The following is an 18334-nucleotide window of genomic DNA, read 5'->3' as shown; positions in this document are numbered from 1 at the left end:
TTAATTTTGGCTTGGAAAAATCCCAAACAAGGATATAAGATAAGTAAGACCCAAAACAGGCTGAATAATAGAGGAAGGCTGGTTACCACCCGGCCCGGGACCAATTATCTGATTTGACATCACGGTATCAGGCGCATTGGCATTATAAATTTTTAATGATGTAGCATTGGGCCCGGAAGCGATATAAGGTGTTGCAAGATAGGTGCCGGCAACCGGGATCCCCGTAGTACCAATATTGGGGCTTACTAATGCATTGTGATTATGTGACGGGATTTGATTTGTAGTAAGTGTTACTGATTCTGTTCCGGACTGCTCCCCAATTACACGGTTGCTTAAACCGGACCCCTGCCCCATATGGATTGCAACTCTTCCCTGCAGATCAGGCAAACCAAAAGTTTCCTGGCCATCCCCGCCATAGGTGGTTCCAATCAGTGAAAATAATGTATCGTTTTCAGATATCGGCATTAGCTGGCCGGCGCAAAAGGACCAGCCGGCGATCTGGAAGTTGCCGCCAAATAAAATGATCGCGCCTATGAATGGTTGCATAAATTAATAGATTAAATAAAATAATTAGGATTTATCCCTTATTAAATTGATACATATATTTTTTAAAAGTGCTGCACTTTATGGACAATAATATTAGTTAATTATCCCGATCAAATTTTACCATTAAACGCTATTTCTCAACTGGATTAATTATTATTTAATAATAATATTAATTCGTTTAAGATACAGCCCCTTGTAACACTTTATTAAAACCATAATAGCATTTGCTAAACATGGCATCTGGCATTAAATTGCCTCGGTTTAATTCCACCCGGATTATAGTTTTTTTAATTAATTACGGGATGGGAAAATACCCTGAAGCGCCACACAATAGCTTAATACAAGATATGGTTGCATTATATTATGTGCCTGGCTGCCACCGTTGTTGCCAACGCTTGCCGGATGCAGGCTAACAAGCTGATTGCCGGCCCCCGGGGGCGTATTGGTATACAAAAAAATATTTGAAGCATCGGCGCCAACACCTGTTACTGGCCCCTGAGCCAATGATGACACATTTACAGTTGGTATGACTTCCGTTGGAACACCAGTGCTTACTTTAAAATCATGTGTATGCGCCGGCAGCTCACTGTAAGTTAATATGTGACTTTCTTCTCCTGCTTTTTCTCCTAGTATTAAACCATTTCCTGTATGAACAGGTACCCGGCCCTGCAAATTAGGCAGTGCAAAAGTTGTCTGCCCGTTGCCCCCGTACACAGTCCCCAAAAGAGAAAACAGCGCCTGGTTTTGATTTATCGGCAAAAACTGCCCGTTGCAAAGCGCCCACCCTCTGGGTGCGAAATTAAAGCTCATCAAAAAAATTGAAGCCATGAAAGGTTGGTCCATACTATTATATTATCAGATGGTATATTTAACGTTATTGTATTATGTGCGTGACGGGAAAACACCCTGCATTGCGATAATGTGAGTTAGCACTAAATAAGGCTGCATAATCTTATATGGCAGGTTTCCGCCAGCTGCAGCAAGTTCAGTTTGAAGGGCAACTGAATTACTGGCAATATCCGTAGCATATAATTTAGTGGTAACAGCATGTGGGCCCGAACCTGTTGAGAGCCCGCGCGACAGGCTATTGCCTGATGCCGTATTTTTAATATCGCCAGCAGTAACAGGCCCCGAGTACACAGAAAAACTATGCGTGTGAGTTGGTATTTCTGATGTCTGCAAGGTATAGGTTTGTGATCCGGTTTGTTGTCCCAAAAAATAGTCACTTAGTCCGTTTCCCTGTCCCTGGTTTACAGCAGCTTGCCCCTGCAGATTAGGCAATGCGAAAACACTTGTCCCATTACCGCCATAAAAAGTCCCTAAAAGAGAAAACAGGGCCGTATTCTGGCTTATAGGCAGTAATTGCCCATCGCAGGTAGCCCAACCCCTTGGGGCAAAATTAAATCCGCATAACATTATTTGTGCGACAAAAGGATCCATAAGGTTTTTAGATTGAATGCCAAATCTAATTATTTTTTAATAAACATTAATATTAAAAAAAATATTTTGCGGATAATCATTTAAAAAAAACGCTTATTATTAAAAAATATCAAAATCATTATTACCTTTAAATCGATATTACTTAAACATCACATATCCCTGTTAATTATGACCAATCAACGCAGGCGTTTTATAGGCCAGCTTTCATTACTTGCCGGTGCAGTTGCACTAAATAAGCCATTTGCTTCTATAGCAGCAGTTAAAAATATCCAGGTCACACCTGCAGCTGATAATACTATTACTATTTATCATACTAATGATCTGCACGGCAATTTAAGTGCTGCCTATAAAAATATGGGAGGCTTAAACCACATAAAAAGTACACTATCAAACAATAACGCCAAAGGGTTACTGCTTGATGGAGGAAGCTTTTTAAATAAAACCCAAACTTATACCGAACATAAAAAGGTAATAGAGGCAATGAACAGTGTGGGCTACCATGCTGCTGCAATTGGTAGCCATGAGCTTTCAAAAGGCGAGGATTACCTTGCACAACTGGCACCGCTAATGCAATTTACATTGGTTAATTGTAACTATCAGCTTAATTATACGCTAAGTAAATTTGTAAAGCCTTATATAGTTGTCAACACAGGCAAGCTAAAAGTAGGCATAACCGGCGTTGGCCAGCCTGATGATAGTATTATTTATAATGATGCAATAAAATGCGCCAACAAAACGGCCGCTCTGTTAAAAAACGACGAAAATTGCGACCTTGTTATTTGTATTTCTCACCTGGGTAATAATAAAGCAGGTAATATTCCCGATAATCAGAAGCTCGCGAAACAATCGGCAAATATTGATATGATCATCGGCGGTGATAACCGTAAAATAGCACATGGGCCAACATTGTTAAATAATAGCCTGCACCATGAAATATTTTTGTGCCAGGCCGGCTTTGATGGACTAATGATGGGCAAAATGGATTATAACTTTGATGACCAAAAGCAAAAATCACAAGTAACAGCTATGCATCTTATCCCGGGTAAACCCGAAAACAAAACCTTTGCAGCATCATTAAACGCTATTGGCACAATAAGGGCGGTTTAGTAATATGCGGCATGCATTGCCTCAATTTGAATCCCTCTATTACATGGTATGCACACTACGGCGAAAACTGACGTTTAGCATTAACCGGATGGAGCATTTACCGGTATGAATTACTACCATTGCAACAGGCAATGTTGGGTTTTTTTACGGAGGCAGGCATTTATCGTACCGTCTTGGTCATCTCGTCCGCTAACCATTGAAATTATTCTTACACGAAGATAGTTTTCGGAACACAGGTAATAAAAACCTGTATTCCGAAAACTCCATTCTCCTAACTGCTAATTAATACTTAAGCATAATAAACCCTGTTTTGTATTTGGTTTCGGCGCCTGCTTTATAGGTCAGTGAGTAAAAATAGGTACCTGCCTGCTGCAGCTTGCCATTAACGCTAGAGCGCCCGTCAAACACCTTCAAAACATTGTCATAACCCCTTGCTTCATATACAAGGGCGCCGCTCCTGTCTATGATGGTTAGCTTGTTATCAGGATGGCCGGCAATGCCGTCTATCTGTAAAAAATCGCCGATCCCATCGCCATTGGGCGAAAGGTTTTCGTGCACCACAATAACGTTATTTATTACAGGCAACACCTGGTCTTCTGTATAGGCGAGAACATGAGACCCTTCGGCGAAACGGGTTAATGCAAGTTTATACGTTTTTGAATTTAACCCGTTCCTGGAAGTCACCACTATCGAAATGATATTAACACCAACTTTTAAAGGAATAGGCGTTGATGCGGCATTTGATTGCAACAGAATGCCGTTAATTTTCATCGTCGATTGCGAATCATCCGGTATCGCAATAGCTTGGATTGATGAGAAAGGGAAAAACACATGCCATACCCAATCTTTTTCGTCGGGCCCGTCAACTAGTGGTGGCCACAAATCGGGCCCCCAGTAATTGGATGCTAACGTTGCATCATATCCTGGCCTTTCGCGTGTTATAACAACGTTATAAGTGTTGCTGCGTAATCCATCGTACGAGGTTATTATTATATTAAAGGTATTAACCCCTACATTTAAATTTAAATTATTTGAGAAAACACCGGGAGAGCTACCGCTTACCCCGTTAACTTTTACTGATGCTGCAGGGTCTTCAGTTTTTATGTTTAGCAGTGCCTTGGTGGTAAAGCTTGGTACAAATCCGGTCAGGTTTCTGAAGTGCGTACCGGTTACCGCTTTTAATTCAATGGCAGTTCCATCGTCGCGCGCAAACACAGGATTACCTCCGGCAAGCGTTTCCATGTGTGGTTTGCTTAAAGTTATTTTATAAATATTGGAGGCTGTCGTGTCTTCCCCCGTTACTTTAATTGTAATTATATTAATACCTGGCTTTAAAAAAACAGTAAGCTCGTCACTCCACTTCATTAAAGTCCCGTTAATAGTTAGTCGTCCTTTGTGAAAATCGTCAGGAACTGTCAGTACAGCTCTAACCTCTACCCGGACTACGCTGCTATCAACACTGGTTGTATAATCCCTGAAATCCGGGCCTGTCACCCTTACAAGCGGTTTGCCGCTTGTAACAGTAACTTTACTCAAGGTTGGTGCAACAGCTGCAAGCCGCGTAACAACCACTTTATAGGTAGCTTTGGTTACACTGTCTGCTGCCGTTACAACAGTGGTTATGGTATTTGATCCGGTATTCAGCGGAAGCCTTGGTGAATCATTCCCCGATAAAACAGGAATTCCGTTCACTTTTATGGTAGATGTCGGATCGTGTGCAACGGGAGTTACAAAATAGGTTGTGGTCAGGCTCGAAACGGTTGCGGCATAATCTCTATAGTCGGGCCCTGTAACCTGTTCTGCACCATCAGCTCTAAAAGATTTTAACAGGACATCGGGCAGCCTGGTTATTGTAACACCGTAGGTTAGCTTGGTTACACCGTCAGATGCGGTTACAACCGCTTTAATAACGTTAGGCCCAACATTTAGCTTTATAGGCTTTGATGCAATAGCCGATGCTACTTTAACGCCATTTATGATTACCGTGGCTGCTACATCAGTTGTTACCGGAGTAACGGTTATCGATGTTACATACGCAGGTACGGTTGCGGTATAGTCTCTAAAGTCGGCGCCAGGCACATTAACCCTGGTAATTGTCGGCGAAAAATAGAGGGCGTAAAGGGTGGCCACCGGCGGTACCGGCCTGGTTATTACTATAGAATATACATTGGTTGTTATGCCGTCCGATGCAGTCACTACCGTAGTGATGGTGTTTGACCCCACCGCTAACGATATCGGGGGCGTTGCGGTCCCTGACGCCGCTGTTATTCCGTTTACTTTCACAGTTGACGCGGGGTCGGTTGTTACGGGAATTACGGATACTGTGCTCACATATGAGGGCACGGTAGCCATATAGTCCCTAAAATCCAGCCCAGGTACCGTAACCCTGGCAAAATTGGGACTAAATGATAGCGAATTTAAAGTAGCAGTGGCAGGTACAAGCCTGGTAATTACAATACTATAGAGGTTGCTGGTAACGCCATCTGTAGCGGTTACTCTTGTGGTGATAGTATTTGTACCCACGTGAAGCGGGATCGAGGCCGATGTACTGCCTGATAATACCGGAACGCCATTAACTTTTATTGTTGCATTGGCATCTGTTGCCACAGGGATTACTTTAATTGCATTGACAGAATTTTGCACGGTAGCCGTATAATCTCTAAAATGCGCGCCAGCAACTGTAGTTTTATTAATAGTTGGATTAAATGAAAGTGAATTTAAGGTAGTAACTGACGATACTTTATTTGTTGATATTCCGTCTGCAAAAACATTGGTGCAAAAGCCAAATAATATTAAAAAAAATGTTGCAGATATTTTGTGGGGGAGAATTGCCAAAAGCCGTTTTGATGAAAGTACTGATGTTTTCATGATATATATATTTAGATAAGCCTTTGACAGTGCCCTTAGCATAAATTTTTCCCAGGACTTGCAATTAGCTTACATTATAATTTAATTCGATTTAATATTTGAGTATTAAATAACCCGTTTTATGTTTCAGGTTATTCCCCTGCTTATAATCTAATGAATAAAAATAGGTGCCTGACCGCTGCAGTTTACCAGTGATGCTTGAGCCCCCCTTAAATACTTTTAAAGTATTATCATAACCGGTAGTTTCGTAAACCAGTGCGCCGCCTGCATTTATGATAGTGAGCTTATTGTCAGGGTACGCCGCAATTCCGTCAATCAACAGGTAATCCCCAATTCCATCGCCATTAGGCGAAACGCTTTGGTGCACTACTACATCTCTATTTGAAAGCGGGAGCACACTATCTTCGTTATAGGCCAATGCGTTCGGGGTAGGTGGTAACCGGGTCAAAACCGTTCTGTAAATTTTGTGCGCCAACCCATTTGCCGACGTAATGGTAATTAAAAACGTATTATTGCCAACAATCAAGGGAAAATAATCGCTACGGTTTGATATTAACGCCATACCATTAATGCTTGCTGTGGCAAACGGATCCTGCGGCACAACGTCCACATAAGCGCGGTTCACTGAGTTTGATACAGTTCCTGCCGAATACGATCCATTGGCGTCAGTTGCAGCACTAAGGCCTATAGAGGGGTCCCATTGCTGCGAATTCAAATTAACATCGTTAGGCGGTCCTGCACGTGTTATAGCAATAAAGTAGTCGGCATAGTGAGAATTATCGGCCGATTGAACCGTAACATCTATTCTACTGACACCTATTTGATATTGTTGGGTGAAAACCGATGTATTACTGTTTGGATGACCGATTCCTTTGTTCACTATGGCCGTAGGGTCTTTGGCTGTGGCTGATATGGTAAGTATTTGTACAGAATAAGGGATAGTTAATGTATAATCTTTAGTGTGTGGGCCGCTTACCTGGGTTAACGGTAAAAACCCGCCGTGATTAGGAAGCTCAACCGTTGGGTCCGCTACCAATGTCAGAACATGCGGCTTTGTAACCGTTATTTTATAAGTGGACGAAGTAACGTGATCGCTTGCCGTAACTTTAATGGACACCACGTTGGGGCCATATGCAATCGGGATAGCGGCAGATGAGTGGCCCGATATTACCACTACCCCATTTACAGTAACGGTTGAAGCAGGGTCAGCAGTTACCGGAGTTACTTTTATCGAATTTAAAGTATCGGCAGCCGATGCGGCATAATCTGCAAAATCAGCGCCGACTATTTTTACAAGCGATAGGGAAGGGTTGAACGTAAACGAGCTTAATGTGGGTGGCGTTGGCGCGCTACGGGTTATAGTTAACGTAAAAGAATTTATTGCCCTGCCATCACTCGAGGTAATTTTAACGCTAATCGGGTTTTTGCCAACCTTTAATGCGATGCTTGCCGACGAATCGCCGGGGGTTATCGTTACCCCGTTAATTTTTACGTTGGCCTGCGGGTCGGTAGCAACAGGGATAACTTTTACTGAGCTTACAGAAGTCGCTACTGTTGCAGTGGCAAGGTTTGTGAATGTTGCTGCGGGGTAAGTAGAAAGTGATTTAAACGATAATATCGGCTCTGTTAGCCGTGTAATTATAATATTGTATGTATTTATGGTTACACCGTCTGCAGCGGTTACTACAGTAGTAATGGTATTATCGCCAAAATTTAAGGCAATAGTTCCCGATTTTGCTCCCGTGGCTACGGTAACGCCATTAACTTTTACCGTTGATGCGGGATCGTCAGTTAAGGGTTCTACCACTACTGAGTTATAATAATATTCAATAGTACCCCTGTAGTTTCTATAATATGGGCCGGGTACGGCAACTTTTGTTATTGAGGTAAGCCGCCCTATCGAAAATGTGAGCGCTGTTAACATAGCATTGCCCTGCCGGGTTATTACAATTTTGTAAGTAAGCTTTGTTATCCCGTCTGCAGCGGTTACAACGGCAGTGATCGTATTGCTGCCTATATTTAATGGAATAGATGCAGAGGCCGCACCTGATACTACAGTTACACCATTAATTTTTACAGTAGCCCCGGGATCAGTAGTTACAGGGATTGCCTTAACCGAGCTTACAGAATTACCTACGGTTGCGGTATAATTTCCAAAATCGGGGCCGGATGCAGCAACGCTTTCTATAGTTGGATTATACCTGAGTGAATTTAGCGTGGCAACAGTTGAAACCAGCCGGTTAATGGTTATGCTATAAGTTTTAGTGGTAACACCATCTGACCCTTTTACTATTGTGATAATAGTGTTATTACCCGAATTTAACGGAATGGCTGCCGATTTTGTGCCCGACGCCACTATTTTACCATTAACTTTTATCGTCGCTGCCGGATCTGTTGCTTTTGGTGTAACGATGACCGAGCTTACCGAATTGGGTACAGTTGCTGTGTAATCTTTAAAGTCAGGGCCGGGTACCGTAATTGTTGTTATTACCGGGCTAAACCCAAGCGAGCTTAAAGTTACAATCGGTGGTGTCTGCCGTATTATGGTTATACGATAGGTATTAGTGGTTACACCATCTGAGGCGGTTACTACTGTTGCTATGGCGTTATTTCCTACATTTAAAGAAATAGCGGATGATTCTGTTCCTGATATTACCGTAACGCCGTTAACCTTTATTGTTGATGCCGGGTCAGTAGTAACCGGGGTCACCTTTATTGAGCTGACATAGCCCGGCACTGTTGCTGTATAATCCTTGAAATCAGGTCCAGGTACGGTAGTCCGGGTTATTACAGGGTTAAACTTAAGCGAGTTTAACGTTGCTACTGATGAAGTTTTATATACGGGTTTTATACCTGCTGAAACATCGTTAAAAAAACAAAAAACCCCTGTAATAACCAGCAAAATTGTTTTGCCGGTATGTATTACCGTTGTAAACAGGTTTCCTGATGAAAGTGTGATAGGGTTCATAAAATATTGCTTTTGGTTTAGGATATTATAGACATGCTTTTCAAATGCAGGGGATTCATTTTAAAAAGCACTTTACAATTAATTGTTTAGAAGATTAAAGTTAATAAATTTAATAGATTAAAAATAACTGATATTCAGTTATTTACAGCCAAATACTATTAATATTTAAGTATAATACACCCTGTTTTGTGTTTAACTTGTCCGTCAGTCTTATAGTCAAACGAATAAAAATAAGTACCCGCCTGTTGCAGCCTGCCATTGACGCTGGAGTGCCCGTCAAATACTTTTAAAACATTGTCATACCCTTTGGCTTCGTATACCAGGGCTCCACCTTTATTTATAATAGTTAATTTATTGTCAGGATGGTTAGTTATTCCGTCAATTACCAGGTAATCGGCAATCCCATCTCCATTAGGCGAAAGGCCTTCGTGTACAGCTACAATTCCGCTATCAAAAACCGGCACAGCTGTTTCTGCTTCATATGCCAGGGTATGTGCAGGAGGTGGCTCCCTGGTAATTGTAATTTTATAGGTGTTTTTATGTAACCCATCTGCAGACTTGACAACTATTACAAAAACATTAGGGCCAACTGCATAATTTACCGCGCCGAAATAGACGCTGGTATTTGGCGCCCAACTAGCACCATTTACAGTTAATGTTGCTGTTGGATCCAGGGCATACAAATTTATGTAGGTACTGCTTACAGAATTTGGTACCTCACCTTCATAGTCGGCATAATCGGGCCCCGGCACTTTAAATATTTCATTAAATCCAAAATACGGACTCGGATCACTTATTTGTTCAGAATGTGGCCTGGATACTGTCAGCTGGTAAGTATTAGCCATACCGTCGTCTGGCGAGGTTACCACAACTTTAATAACACTACCGCCTGGACGAACCAAAACATCAGTGGTTACACCCGACTTTATTTTTGTTCCACCTATTGTTAAAATTTGGTTGGTTGTTGGGTTTGCAAGCACCGCATTTATAGGTATGGAAGCTGTTGCACTATCAACAGATGCTGTATAATCCCTGAAATCCGGGCCGGGTACCTGTGTAAGCGTTACATTCGCCCCGGCTGTTAGTGATCTTAATACCGGCGGTTTCAATTCACGCCGGGTGAGCAGCAGTTGCAGTGTTTTGCTGGATGATCCGTTAGCCGAGGTTATTACCGTTTTTATGGTGTTCAAGCCATGGTTTAAAGGTATGGCTTGCGAAGCGGCACCTGATGCAACCGCTATACCATTAACCGTCATAGTCGATCCCGGATCTGCGAGTGTAATCTTTTGCTTTATTGATGTAACCGTATCGGGCACACTCCCTGTCCAGTCATCCGCATCCGGGCCCTTGGCTGAAACAATATCAAAATAAGGGTTCCAGGAAATTGAGCTGTACATTGGCTCCGTTCCGGATGACAGCCGGGTAACTACAATGTAATAAGTAGTGCTTACTGTACCATCGTTAGAGGTTACTACTAAATTAAAGATATTATCGCCGTTACTTAAAGGGAGTGTTACAGATGCATCCCTTTGTAGGATCCCTATAACATTGGGGGGATGTATCACTCCATTTATTCTTACAATTGATCGCCTGTCAGCCCTGAAACTTATTTTAATAGTATTGATATTGGCAGCAGCGGTTGACACAAAATCTTCAAAATGAGGGCCCGGCACCTTGTTTATACCCGGATTGGAATAAATATTTGATAGTAGTGTGCCACTTGTCGGGGGCCCTGCGGATGTGTCCCGCGGTGAACGCGTTAAAACCATATTGTAAACATTAGTGGTAACGCCATCTGCCGAGGTTACTTCAGTTGTGATTGTATTTGCACCTACCGTTAAAGGAATAAGCTGCGAAACCACCCTCGGCGATACTATAGTTACCCCATTAACTTTTACTATTTCCGCAGAGTCTGTTTTTACAGGATATACAAACAGATCGGCACGGTCGTTCGGAACCGTTGCTGTGTAATCTTTAAAATGCGGGCCCGGCACTGTGGTCCTAGCAATACCAGGTGTATAATAAATTTCATCTAATGTTGCAGGAGCAGGTTGCCGGGTAATTACCGTGCTGTAAATATTATACGTTATACCATCAGCTGCAGTTACTGTTACGTTGATAGTATTATTACCCATATTAAGCGGGATTGATGCCGATGCCGTGCCCGCTGCCACTGATACCCCGTTTATAGTTACTGTTGAAGCGGGATCTGTAATTACAGGCGTAACTTTTAATTTTGTAACTGTATAGTAAACTTTTGCAGTAAAATCCCTGAAGTGCGGGCCCGGAACCGTTGTTTTGCTTATTACCGGATCAAACGAAAGCGAGTTAAGGGTCGCGACTGCGGTTCCCTGGCGGGTTATAGTTATGCTATAGGTGTTTGTTAAGTTATCTGCAGACGTTACTGCAATAACAATAGTATTGCTGCCTACCACCAAAGGAATGGCTGCTGACGGAGCTCCAGATGCTACCGTTGTGCCATTAACTTTCACCGTTGATGTGACATCAACCGTTACCGGCGTTACCTTTACCGAGCTTACATAATTTGATACGGTTGCTGTATAATCTTTAAAATCAAGGCCCAGCACTGCTGTCCTGACTAAATCAGGGTTAAATGATAGCGAGCTTAGCTGGGCATTGCTTTGCCGCGTTATTACGGTGCTGTAAGTGCCGGTTGTTATACCGTCTGACCCGGTTACTATTGTCGTAATGGTGTTAATGCCCACATTTAGTGCAATATCTGCTGAAGCTACACCTGATGCCACAGTTATGCCGTTAATTTTAACAGTTGCCGCAGGGTCTGTTACTGTTGGGATTACGGTAACTGAACTTACCGAATTGGGCACTGCTGCAATGTAATCTCTAAAATCAGAGCCGGGTACTGTAGTTGTTGTTATTGCCGGGCTAAACCTCAGCGAGTTTAAAGTTACAACAGGTGGCAGTTGCCGTGTTATGGTTATGCTATAGGTGTTTGACGTTACCCCGTCTGGGGCCGTTACTTTTGTTACTATCGTATTATTACCAACACTTAATGGAATAGCCGCTGATTCTGCTCCGGATATTATCATTACTCCATTAACGGTAACCGTTGCCGCCGGGTCAGTAGTCACCGGGATCACCTTTATTGAGCTGACATAGCCCGGCACAGTTGCTGTATAATCCTTGAAATCAGGTCCAGGTACGGTCGTCCGGGTTATTACAGGATTAAACGAAAACGAGTTTAAGGTAGCAACAGATGATGCCTTATATGGCTTTATACCCGCTGAAACATCGTTAAAAAAACAAAAACCCCCTGTAATAACCAGCAAAATTATTTTGCCGGTATGTGTTACCGTTGTAAACAGGTTTCTTGATGAAAATGTGATAGGTTTCATAAAAATATTGCTTTTGGTTTAGGATATTATAGCCATCGCTTTTAAAATGCAGGGGATTCATTTTAAAAAGCATAAAGCATGTGCTTACAGTATATTTTTAAAGACGGTTTACTTAGTCAAAACGTTAAAAAAACAGCTTTTAACAATTTGAAAATCAAATAATTAGAAAATGTTAAATTAAATATTTTTTAATTAACAATCAAATATTTTGATAAATATTTGATTGTTAAAACTGCTGATTTGTGCTCTCCTGAATTATTAAATACCAAATAGCCAAGCCCTGCTTAATATTTAATTATAAAATAACCTGTTTTTCGTTTGGATTGCCCGTCGGCCTTATAATCCAACGAATAAAAATAAGTACCGGCCTGCTGTAATTTTCCGTTTACGCTGGAGTGCCCGTCAAACACCTTTAAAACATTATCATAGCCACTTGCTTCATATACAAGGCCACCGCTCCGATTCATTATCGTTAGTTCATTATCCGGATGGCCGGCAATACCATCAATCAACAGCTTATCACCAATACCATCCCCATTGGGCGAAAGGCTTGGGTGCACTAAAACAGTATTATCCAAAACCGGATCTGCTTTATCGTCAACATAGGCCAGGGCATGCGAACCCGGACCAGTACGCGTTATTTTTGTTTTATATGTTTTGGAATTATAACCGTACCTGGAAGTTACTACTACAGATACATCAGTAACTCCGACAGCTAATGGAATTGGGGCAGATTGTACTTTTGATTTTACTAAAACTCCATTAACTTTTACTGTTGACAATGGATCAGTTGCAATAAAATACACACTAACAGTGCTTTGTGAATTTGGCACCGTTGCAAGATAATCTTCATAATCAGGCCCGGGAATTTGAAATGGTTGTATATCTGGCCTGAACGTGAGGTAATTTAATGTCTCAATGGTCCCCCTGGTTATTGTTGTAATATAGCTTTGGGTTTTTATACCATCGCCGGCTGTTACTGTTACATTAATAGTGTTTGGTCCTACATTTAAGTGTATTCCCTGTGAAAAGGCGTGCGATGCTACCACCACACCATTTACTTTTATTGTTGCTGTGCTCTCCTGCACTATAGCCAATACCTTTATTATTGAGTCAGCAAATTTTGTTGTTGCTGTGTAATTTCTAAATCCGGGGCCGGAAACCGGAATCCGGGGAGTTACCTTGTCATGAGGGCTAAAACTTAATTCATTTAAAGTTGCATTGTTTGATGGCGGTCTGTTAATAACTATTTTATAGGTTTTTGATGTTACGCCATCTGCCGCCGTTACCACCGTTGTAATAGTATTATTGCCTACAATTAGAGGGATGGATGCTGATGATACTCCTGATGCCACCGTTGCACCATTAACTTTTATTGTTGAGCCTGCATCAGTTTTTACCGGAATTACCTTTATTGAAGTTATAGTATTTACAACAGATGCCGTATAATCTCTAAAATCAGGCCCCGTTACCGTGGTTTTGGTTATCGCCGGATTTAAAGAAAGCGAGTTTAAGGTTGCAATTGCCGACAATTGCCTTGTTATAACGATGCTGTAGGTATTTTTAGTTACACCATCTGATTCAGTTACTACACTGGTAATGGTGTTATTCCCTATATTTAATGGGATGGCTGCAGATGATGCGCCCGACGTTACTGCCACACCGTTAACTTTCACACTTGATGAAGGATTTTCAGTTATAGGGATAACTTTTATTGAGGTTACGGAATTTGGTACGGTTGCCGTATAATCTTTAAAATGCGAACCGGCCACCGTAGTTTTTGTTATTGAAGGATCAAACGAAAGCGAGCTTAATAATGGTGGCGCATCACGGGTTATTGTTGTTTTGTAGGTTTTTGTTGTTACCCCATCTGGCGCAGTTATTACCGTGGCAATAGTATTAACACCCACGTTTAAAGGTATTGTTGCTGATGCTGCTCCGTAAGCTACAGTTACACCATTAACTTTCACATTTGCTGCAGGATCAGTTGCCAGCGGCGTTACTTTAACTGATGTTACCGGGCTGCTTACTATTGATGTATAATCTTTATAATCAGGCCCCGGCACCACAGTTGTAGTTATTGCAGGATTAAAGGTGAGCGAATTTAATGTTGAAATTGTTGATTGTAACCGGGTTATAACTACGCTGTAGGTATTAGCCGTTATACCATCTGTTGCAGTTACAGTGGTTACAATTTTATTATCACCCACGCCTAAAAAAATTGCAGCTGATGATCCGCCTGTTGGTATGGTAACGCCGTTTATTTTTACCGATGCCGCAGGGTCCGTAGTTATAGCGAATACTTTAATTGAGCTGACAGCATTTGGCACTGTTGCTATATAATCTCTAAAATCCGGACCTGATACTGTGTTTTTTGTTATGGAAGGATCAAAAGTAAGTGAGTTTAATGTTGCTACCGATGATGTTTTGTTTCCGGGCTTTATACCTGCAGAAACATTAACACAAAAACCAAAAACAGCCGCAAAAATAACCGGCATTGTTTTTCCAATTCCAGGCATTGCTTTAAACAAATGACGTAATAGTAATAAGGGTACAGTTGTTTTCATGATATCTATTTTAGGTTTATTTTTAAATGATCCGGACTTAGGCTATACCGTTATAATTTTAATTGGGGAAGCGCTTAATCAAATCTATTAAAATTATTCGCTTACATAACAAATTATCAATCAAATAGTTAAATGAGATTAAATATTTCCTTTCAAATTAATAATTAAATCACAAGTGTGATTTTTTTTAATTTAATCATACCATATTTATCTATTAAAGCAAATTTCCATAAATCCAATTGAGTTATCGTGTTAATATTCTTTTTAAAATATTTTAAAAAGCTTGTGGTTTTCTTTTGTATTTTTTTTTAAGTTTAACAATTATTTCTTAACACATCGCTTTTTTTACCTAAAATGAAATCTTATGAAAATCAATTTACCATTAAAATTCTGTTGGTTAACATCGGCATTACTAGTTGCCTGCTGTGTCCACAGTTATGCAAGCCCCTTAAAAAATAAAGGATTATCAGGCAATACCATTCATGCCCAGGCTCCTATAAAAGGGATTGTAAAAGACACCACAGGCGAAACGCTTGTAGGTGTATCCGTATCAATAAAAGGTACCACAACAGGTACTCAAACAGACGTTAATGGCGCATTTACTTTAGATGCCAATCCGGGTGATGTACTTGTATTTACCTACATTGGTTATCTTAGACAAGAGGTTACGGTAGGCAGCGATACTAATATTACCGTAACTATGAAAACTGCTTCAAAACAGCTAACAGAAGTAGTTGTAACTGCGTTAGGTATAAAGAGAGAGTCAAAGTCGTTAACCTATGGTGTGCAGACCTTTAAAAGCTCTGACTTAAACAACGTCCCTGATCCAAGTCTTGTAAACGCTTTGTCAGGCAAGGTTGCCGGTGCACAAATCAACAGAAGCTCATCAGGGGTAGGAGGTTCAACCAAGGTTGTATTGCGTGGCAGCAAATCTATCAATGGCGATAATAACGCACTTTATGTGATAGATGGTATTCCTATGCCCCGTAATGAATCGAGCCAGATCGCCAGCGTTTTCGGCGGCCAGGATAGAGGCGATGCGATTGAAAACCTTAACGCCGACGACATTGAAAGCATTAGCATTCTGCCAGGCTCTGCAGCAGCAGCGCTATATGGTAACCAGGGTGCAAACGGTGTGGTGTTAATTAACACTAAAAAAGGTATAGCTGGTAAAACAGTCGTTAATTTTTCGTCAAATACTACTTTCGAGAGCCCGTTTGAGTTGCCTAAGTTTCAGAACACGTACAGCGAAACCCTTAAAGATCCAAATGGTAACCCCGTTGTTAATTCACCCGAAAGTTGGGGAGATAAATTATCAACGCCAGCTTCATTTAACCCTAAAGATTTCTATAATACAGGGAAAACCTTTATTAACGCATTGTCTGTACAAACAGGTACCCAGAAGAACCAAAGTTACTTTTCATTCGAAAGCACTAATTCTAGTGGCATAATTCCAGACAACAAGTTGGACAAATACAATTTTACCGCGAGAAACACCAGTCAGTTCTTTAATGATAAGTTAACGCTTGACGTATCTGCAAATTACATCAATCAGGTTGTTCATAATCGTCCGAATCAGGGATTTTATTACAACCCTATTGTGCCTTTATATTTATTCCCGCCAAGCATGGATATTAATCAATATAAAAACAACTTCGAGGTTTATGATCCATCGCGTTTATTAAATGTACAAAACTGGCCATTTTTGAATACCGTTACAGATATTGCGTCTCAAAACCCATACTGGATAATTAACCGCAATACCAACCAGGACCGTCTTAGCCGGTTCTTAGGTACAGTAAGTTTAAAATATACCATTAATAATTGGTTAAATATTGCGGGCCGACTTAAGGTTGACCGCCAAAATGATATTTATGAAGCACAAAACTATGCGTCAACCACAAACGTATTGGTTGGTTCTAAGGGCGGCTACACTTATAATCCAAGTAACAACAATCAAACATATGCTGACGTTATTGCTAACATCAACAAAAAATTCGGTGATTTTAGCTTAACAGCTAACGTTGGCGCCAGTTTGCAGAACACGGAAAGCATTGGTTCAAATACCAGTGGCAACCTATTGAACTTTGCCAATGTATTTTCAATTTCAAATATTGATTATACGAGGGTTTATCCAACTCAATATGACGACCGCTTTCAAACACAATCATTATTTGGAACCGCCAGCGTAGGTTACAAGAACATACTTTACTTTGATGTAACAGGCAGAAATGACTGGGACTCAAGCCTTGCATTTACAAATAAAGACAACTTCTTTTATCCATCATTCGGATTGAATGCTATTTTGAGCCAAATTGTAAAATTACCTGATTTTTGGACCTTCGCTAAAATAAGAGGTAACATCACAAATGTGGGTAACGGCGCAAGTTCTATCCTCTATGCTACAAACCCAACTTTTCCTGTTAACAATGGATCTGTTAACGCAATTGGCTCACAGGCATTATTAACATTAAAGCCTGAAAACACCCGCTCTTACGAGGTAGGCGCCGATTTGCGTTTCCTGAATGATAACCTGGCTGTTACGATTAACGCCTATAAGACATTCACAAAAAACCAGATCTATAACGTTCAGGTAAGCCCAACTACTGGTTTCACCAACCGTTATTTGAATGGAGGTGATGTGCGCAATGAAGGTTTGGAGTTTACGGCATCGTACAGCGCTAAATTCGGCGACTTAGTGTGGAAGCCAAGTTTTAACTTTTCACTTAACCGCAGCAAGGTTCTTGACGTGTTAGAGTTTACTGATCCGGTTACCGGCGTACAAACCAACCTTGACTACGTAAACCTGTCATCTGATGTATTTAACTTGCGCGTTCAAAAAGGCGGCGCTTATGGTGATATTTATGCACAGGTAGCCCAAAAAGATGCGAGCGGTAATTACGTTTTAAATGGTGGCCAATTAAGTAAAACTGATAACTATGAAAAAATAGGCAACGTCAATCCTAACTTTATTGCCGGCCTGCAAAACGAGTTCTCATATAAAGGAGTTCATTTAAGCTTCCTGATAGATGGCAAATGGGGTGGTCAGGTAGTATCATTAACCCAAGCTGTTCTTGATCAATATGGAACATCTGCAGCTACAGCAACTGCGCGTGATAATGGCGGCGCAGTAGTTAACGGAACCAAGGTTAATGCAGAAACATATTATAAGTCAATAGGCGGCCGTTCAGCAATTGTTCCGTTCTATACCTACAGCGCAACCAATATTCGTTTACGTGAGTTAACAGTTGGTTACACGTTCCCGGGAAGTTTATTTGACAACAAGGTTAAAAATATAGGCGTATCAGCAGTTGCAAGAAATTTATTCTTCATTAAAAACAACGCACCTTTTGATCCGGATGTTACCTTATCAACTGGGAACGGCTTCCAGGGGCTTGATATATTCAACCTTCCTACCGTTAGAAGCATAGGATTTAAAGTGAGTGCACAGTTTTAATCAAAAA

Annotated in this window: 9 protein-coding genes; 2 read left to right on the top strand and 7 right to left on the bottom strand. The window is 41.1% G+C overall.

Annotated elements, in window-relative coordinates:
* The 3 genes from JWQ54_RS23495 to JWQ54_RS23485 all read right to left on the bottom strand — a co-directional run bounded on the left by JWQ54_RS23495 (nt 1) and on the right by JWQ54_RS23485 (nt 1986).
* Nucleotides 1–546, bottom strand: coding sequence for a phage tail protein (locus JWQ54_RS23495; RefSeq protein ID WP_299590006.1), 546 nt, complete (start codon nt 544–546; stop codon nt 1–3).
* Nucleotides 547–837: 291 nt separating this feature from the next.
* Nucleotides 838–1374 (bottom strand): phage tail protein, encoded by a 537-nt coding sequence (locus JWQ54_RS23490; RefSeq protein ID WP_299590005.1) that lies wholly within the window; start codon nt 1372–1374, stop codon nt 838–840.
* Nucleotides 1375–1428: 54 nt separating this feature from the next.
* Entirely contained in the window at nt 1429–1986 is a 558-nt protein-coding gene (locus tag JWQ54_RS23485) for a phage tail protein (protein ID WP_299590003.1), read from the bottom strand.
* Nucleotides 1987–2154: 168 nt separating this feature from the next.
* Here JWQ54_RS23485 and JWQ54_RS23480 point away from each other — a divergent pair, with 168 nt between their 5' ends.
* Complete coding sequence (locus tag JWQ54_RS23480; RefSeq protein ID WP_299590002.1) at nt 2155–3093, top strand: metallophosphoesterase; 939 nt, start codon at nt 2155–2157, stop codon at nt 3091–3093.
* A 282-nt stretch (nt 3094–3375) separates the two neighbouring features.
* Here the strand turns inward: JWQ54_RS23480 and JWQ54_RS23475 are convergent, their stop codons facing one another.
* The 4 genes from JWQ54_RS23475 to JWQ54_RS23460 all read right to left on the bottom strand — a co-directional run bounded on the left by JWQ54_RS23475 (nt 3376) and on the right by JWQ54_RS23460 (nt 14870).
* Nucleotides 3376–5961, bottom strand: coding sequence for a cadherin-like beta sandwich domain-containing protein (locus JWQ54_RS23475; RefSeq protein WP_299590001.1), 2586 nt, complete (start codon nt 5959–5961; stop codon nt 3376–3378).
* Between the two features lie 91 nt (nt 5962–6052).
* Nucleotides 6053–8929, bottom strand: a complete 2877-nt coding sequence (locus JWQ54_RS23470) for a cadherin-like beta sandwich domain-containing protein (RefSeq protein WP_299590000.1) — start codon at nt 8927–8929, stop codon at nt 6053–6055.
* 158 nt (nt 8930–9087) lie between these two features.
* Nucleotides 9088–12303 carry a cadherin-like beta sandwich domain-containing protein gene (locus JWQ54_RS23465; RefSeq protein ID WP_299589999.1) on the bottom strand — a complete coding sequence of 1072 codons (3216 nt, stop codon included), beginning with the start codon at nt 12301–12303 and terminating at the stop codon, nt 9088–9090.
* Between the two features lie 284 nt (nt 12304–12587).
* Complete coding sequence (locus tag JWQ54_RS23460; protein ID WP_299589998.1) at nt 12588–14870, bottom strand: cadherin-like beta sandwich domain-containing protein; 2283 nt, start codon at nt 14868–14870, stop codon at nt 12588–12590.
* Nucleotides 14871–15234: 364 nt separating this feature from the next.
* Between JWQ54_RS23460 and JWQ54_RS23455 the strand changes: the two genes are divergently transcribed.
* Nucleotides 15235–18327: a SusC/RagA family TonB-linked outer membrane protein gene (locus tag JWQ54_RS23455; RefSeq protein WP_299589996.1), complete on the top strand. Its 3093-nt coding sequence runs from the start codon at nt 15235–15237 to the stop codon at nt 18325–18327.
* Nucleotides 18328–18334: the final 7 nt, after the last annotated feature.

It is taken from the genome of Mucilaginibacter sp. (genome assembly GCF_028288225.1).
In the GTDB taxonomy this organism is placed as follows: Bacteria; Bacteroidota; Bacteroidia; order Sphingobacteriales; family Sphingobacteriaceae; genus Mucilaginibacter.
The sequence above is the reverse complement of the archived record's forward strand: the minus strand, read 5'-3'. Positions and strand labels throughout refer to the sequence as shown.

Excerpts from the sequence above, each read along its gene's own strand:
- JWQ54_RS23460 (WP_299589998.1), bottom strand. The coding sequence starts at position 14,870 with ATGAAAACAACTGTACCCTTATTACTATTACGTCATTTGTTTAAAGCA.
- JWQ54_RS23455 (WP_299589996.1), top strand. The coding sequence starts at position 15,235 with ATGAAAATCAATTTACCATTAAAATTCTGTTGGTTAACATCGGCATTA.
- JWQ54_RS23495 (WP_299590006.1), bottom strand. The coding sequence starts at position 546 with ATGCAACCATTCATAGGCGCGATCATTTTATTTGGCGGCAACTTCCAG.
- JWQ54_RS23475 (WP_299590001.1), bottom strand. The coding sequence starts at position 5,961 with ATGAAAACATCAGTACTTTCATCAAAACGGCTTTTGGCAATTCTCCCC.
- JWQ54_RS23465 (WP_299589999.1), bottom strand. The coding sequence starts at position 12,303 with ATGAAACCTATCACATTTTCATCAAGAAACCTGTTTACAACGGTAACA.
- JWQ54_RS23485 (WP_299590003.1), bottom strand. The coding sequence starts at position 1,986 with ATGGATCCTTTTGTCGCACAAATAATGTTATGCGGATTTAATTTTGCC.
- JWQ54_RS23490 (WP_299590005.1), bottom strand. The coding sequence starts at position 1,374 with ATGGCTTCAATTTTTTTGATGAGCTTTAATTTCGCACCCAGAGGGTGG.
- JWQ54_RS23470 (WP_299590000.1), bottom strand. The coding sequence starts at position 8,929 with ATGAACCCTATCACACTTTCATCAGGAAACCTGTTTACAACGGTAATA.
- JWQ54_RS23480 (WP_299590002.1), top strand. The coding sequence starts at position 2,155 with ATGACCAATCAACGCAGGCGTTTTATAGGCCAGCTTTCATTACTTGCC.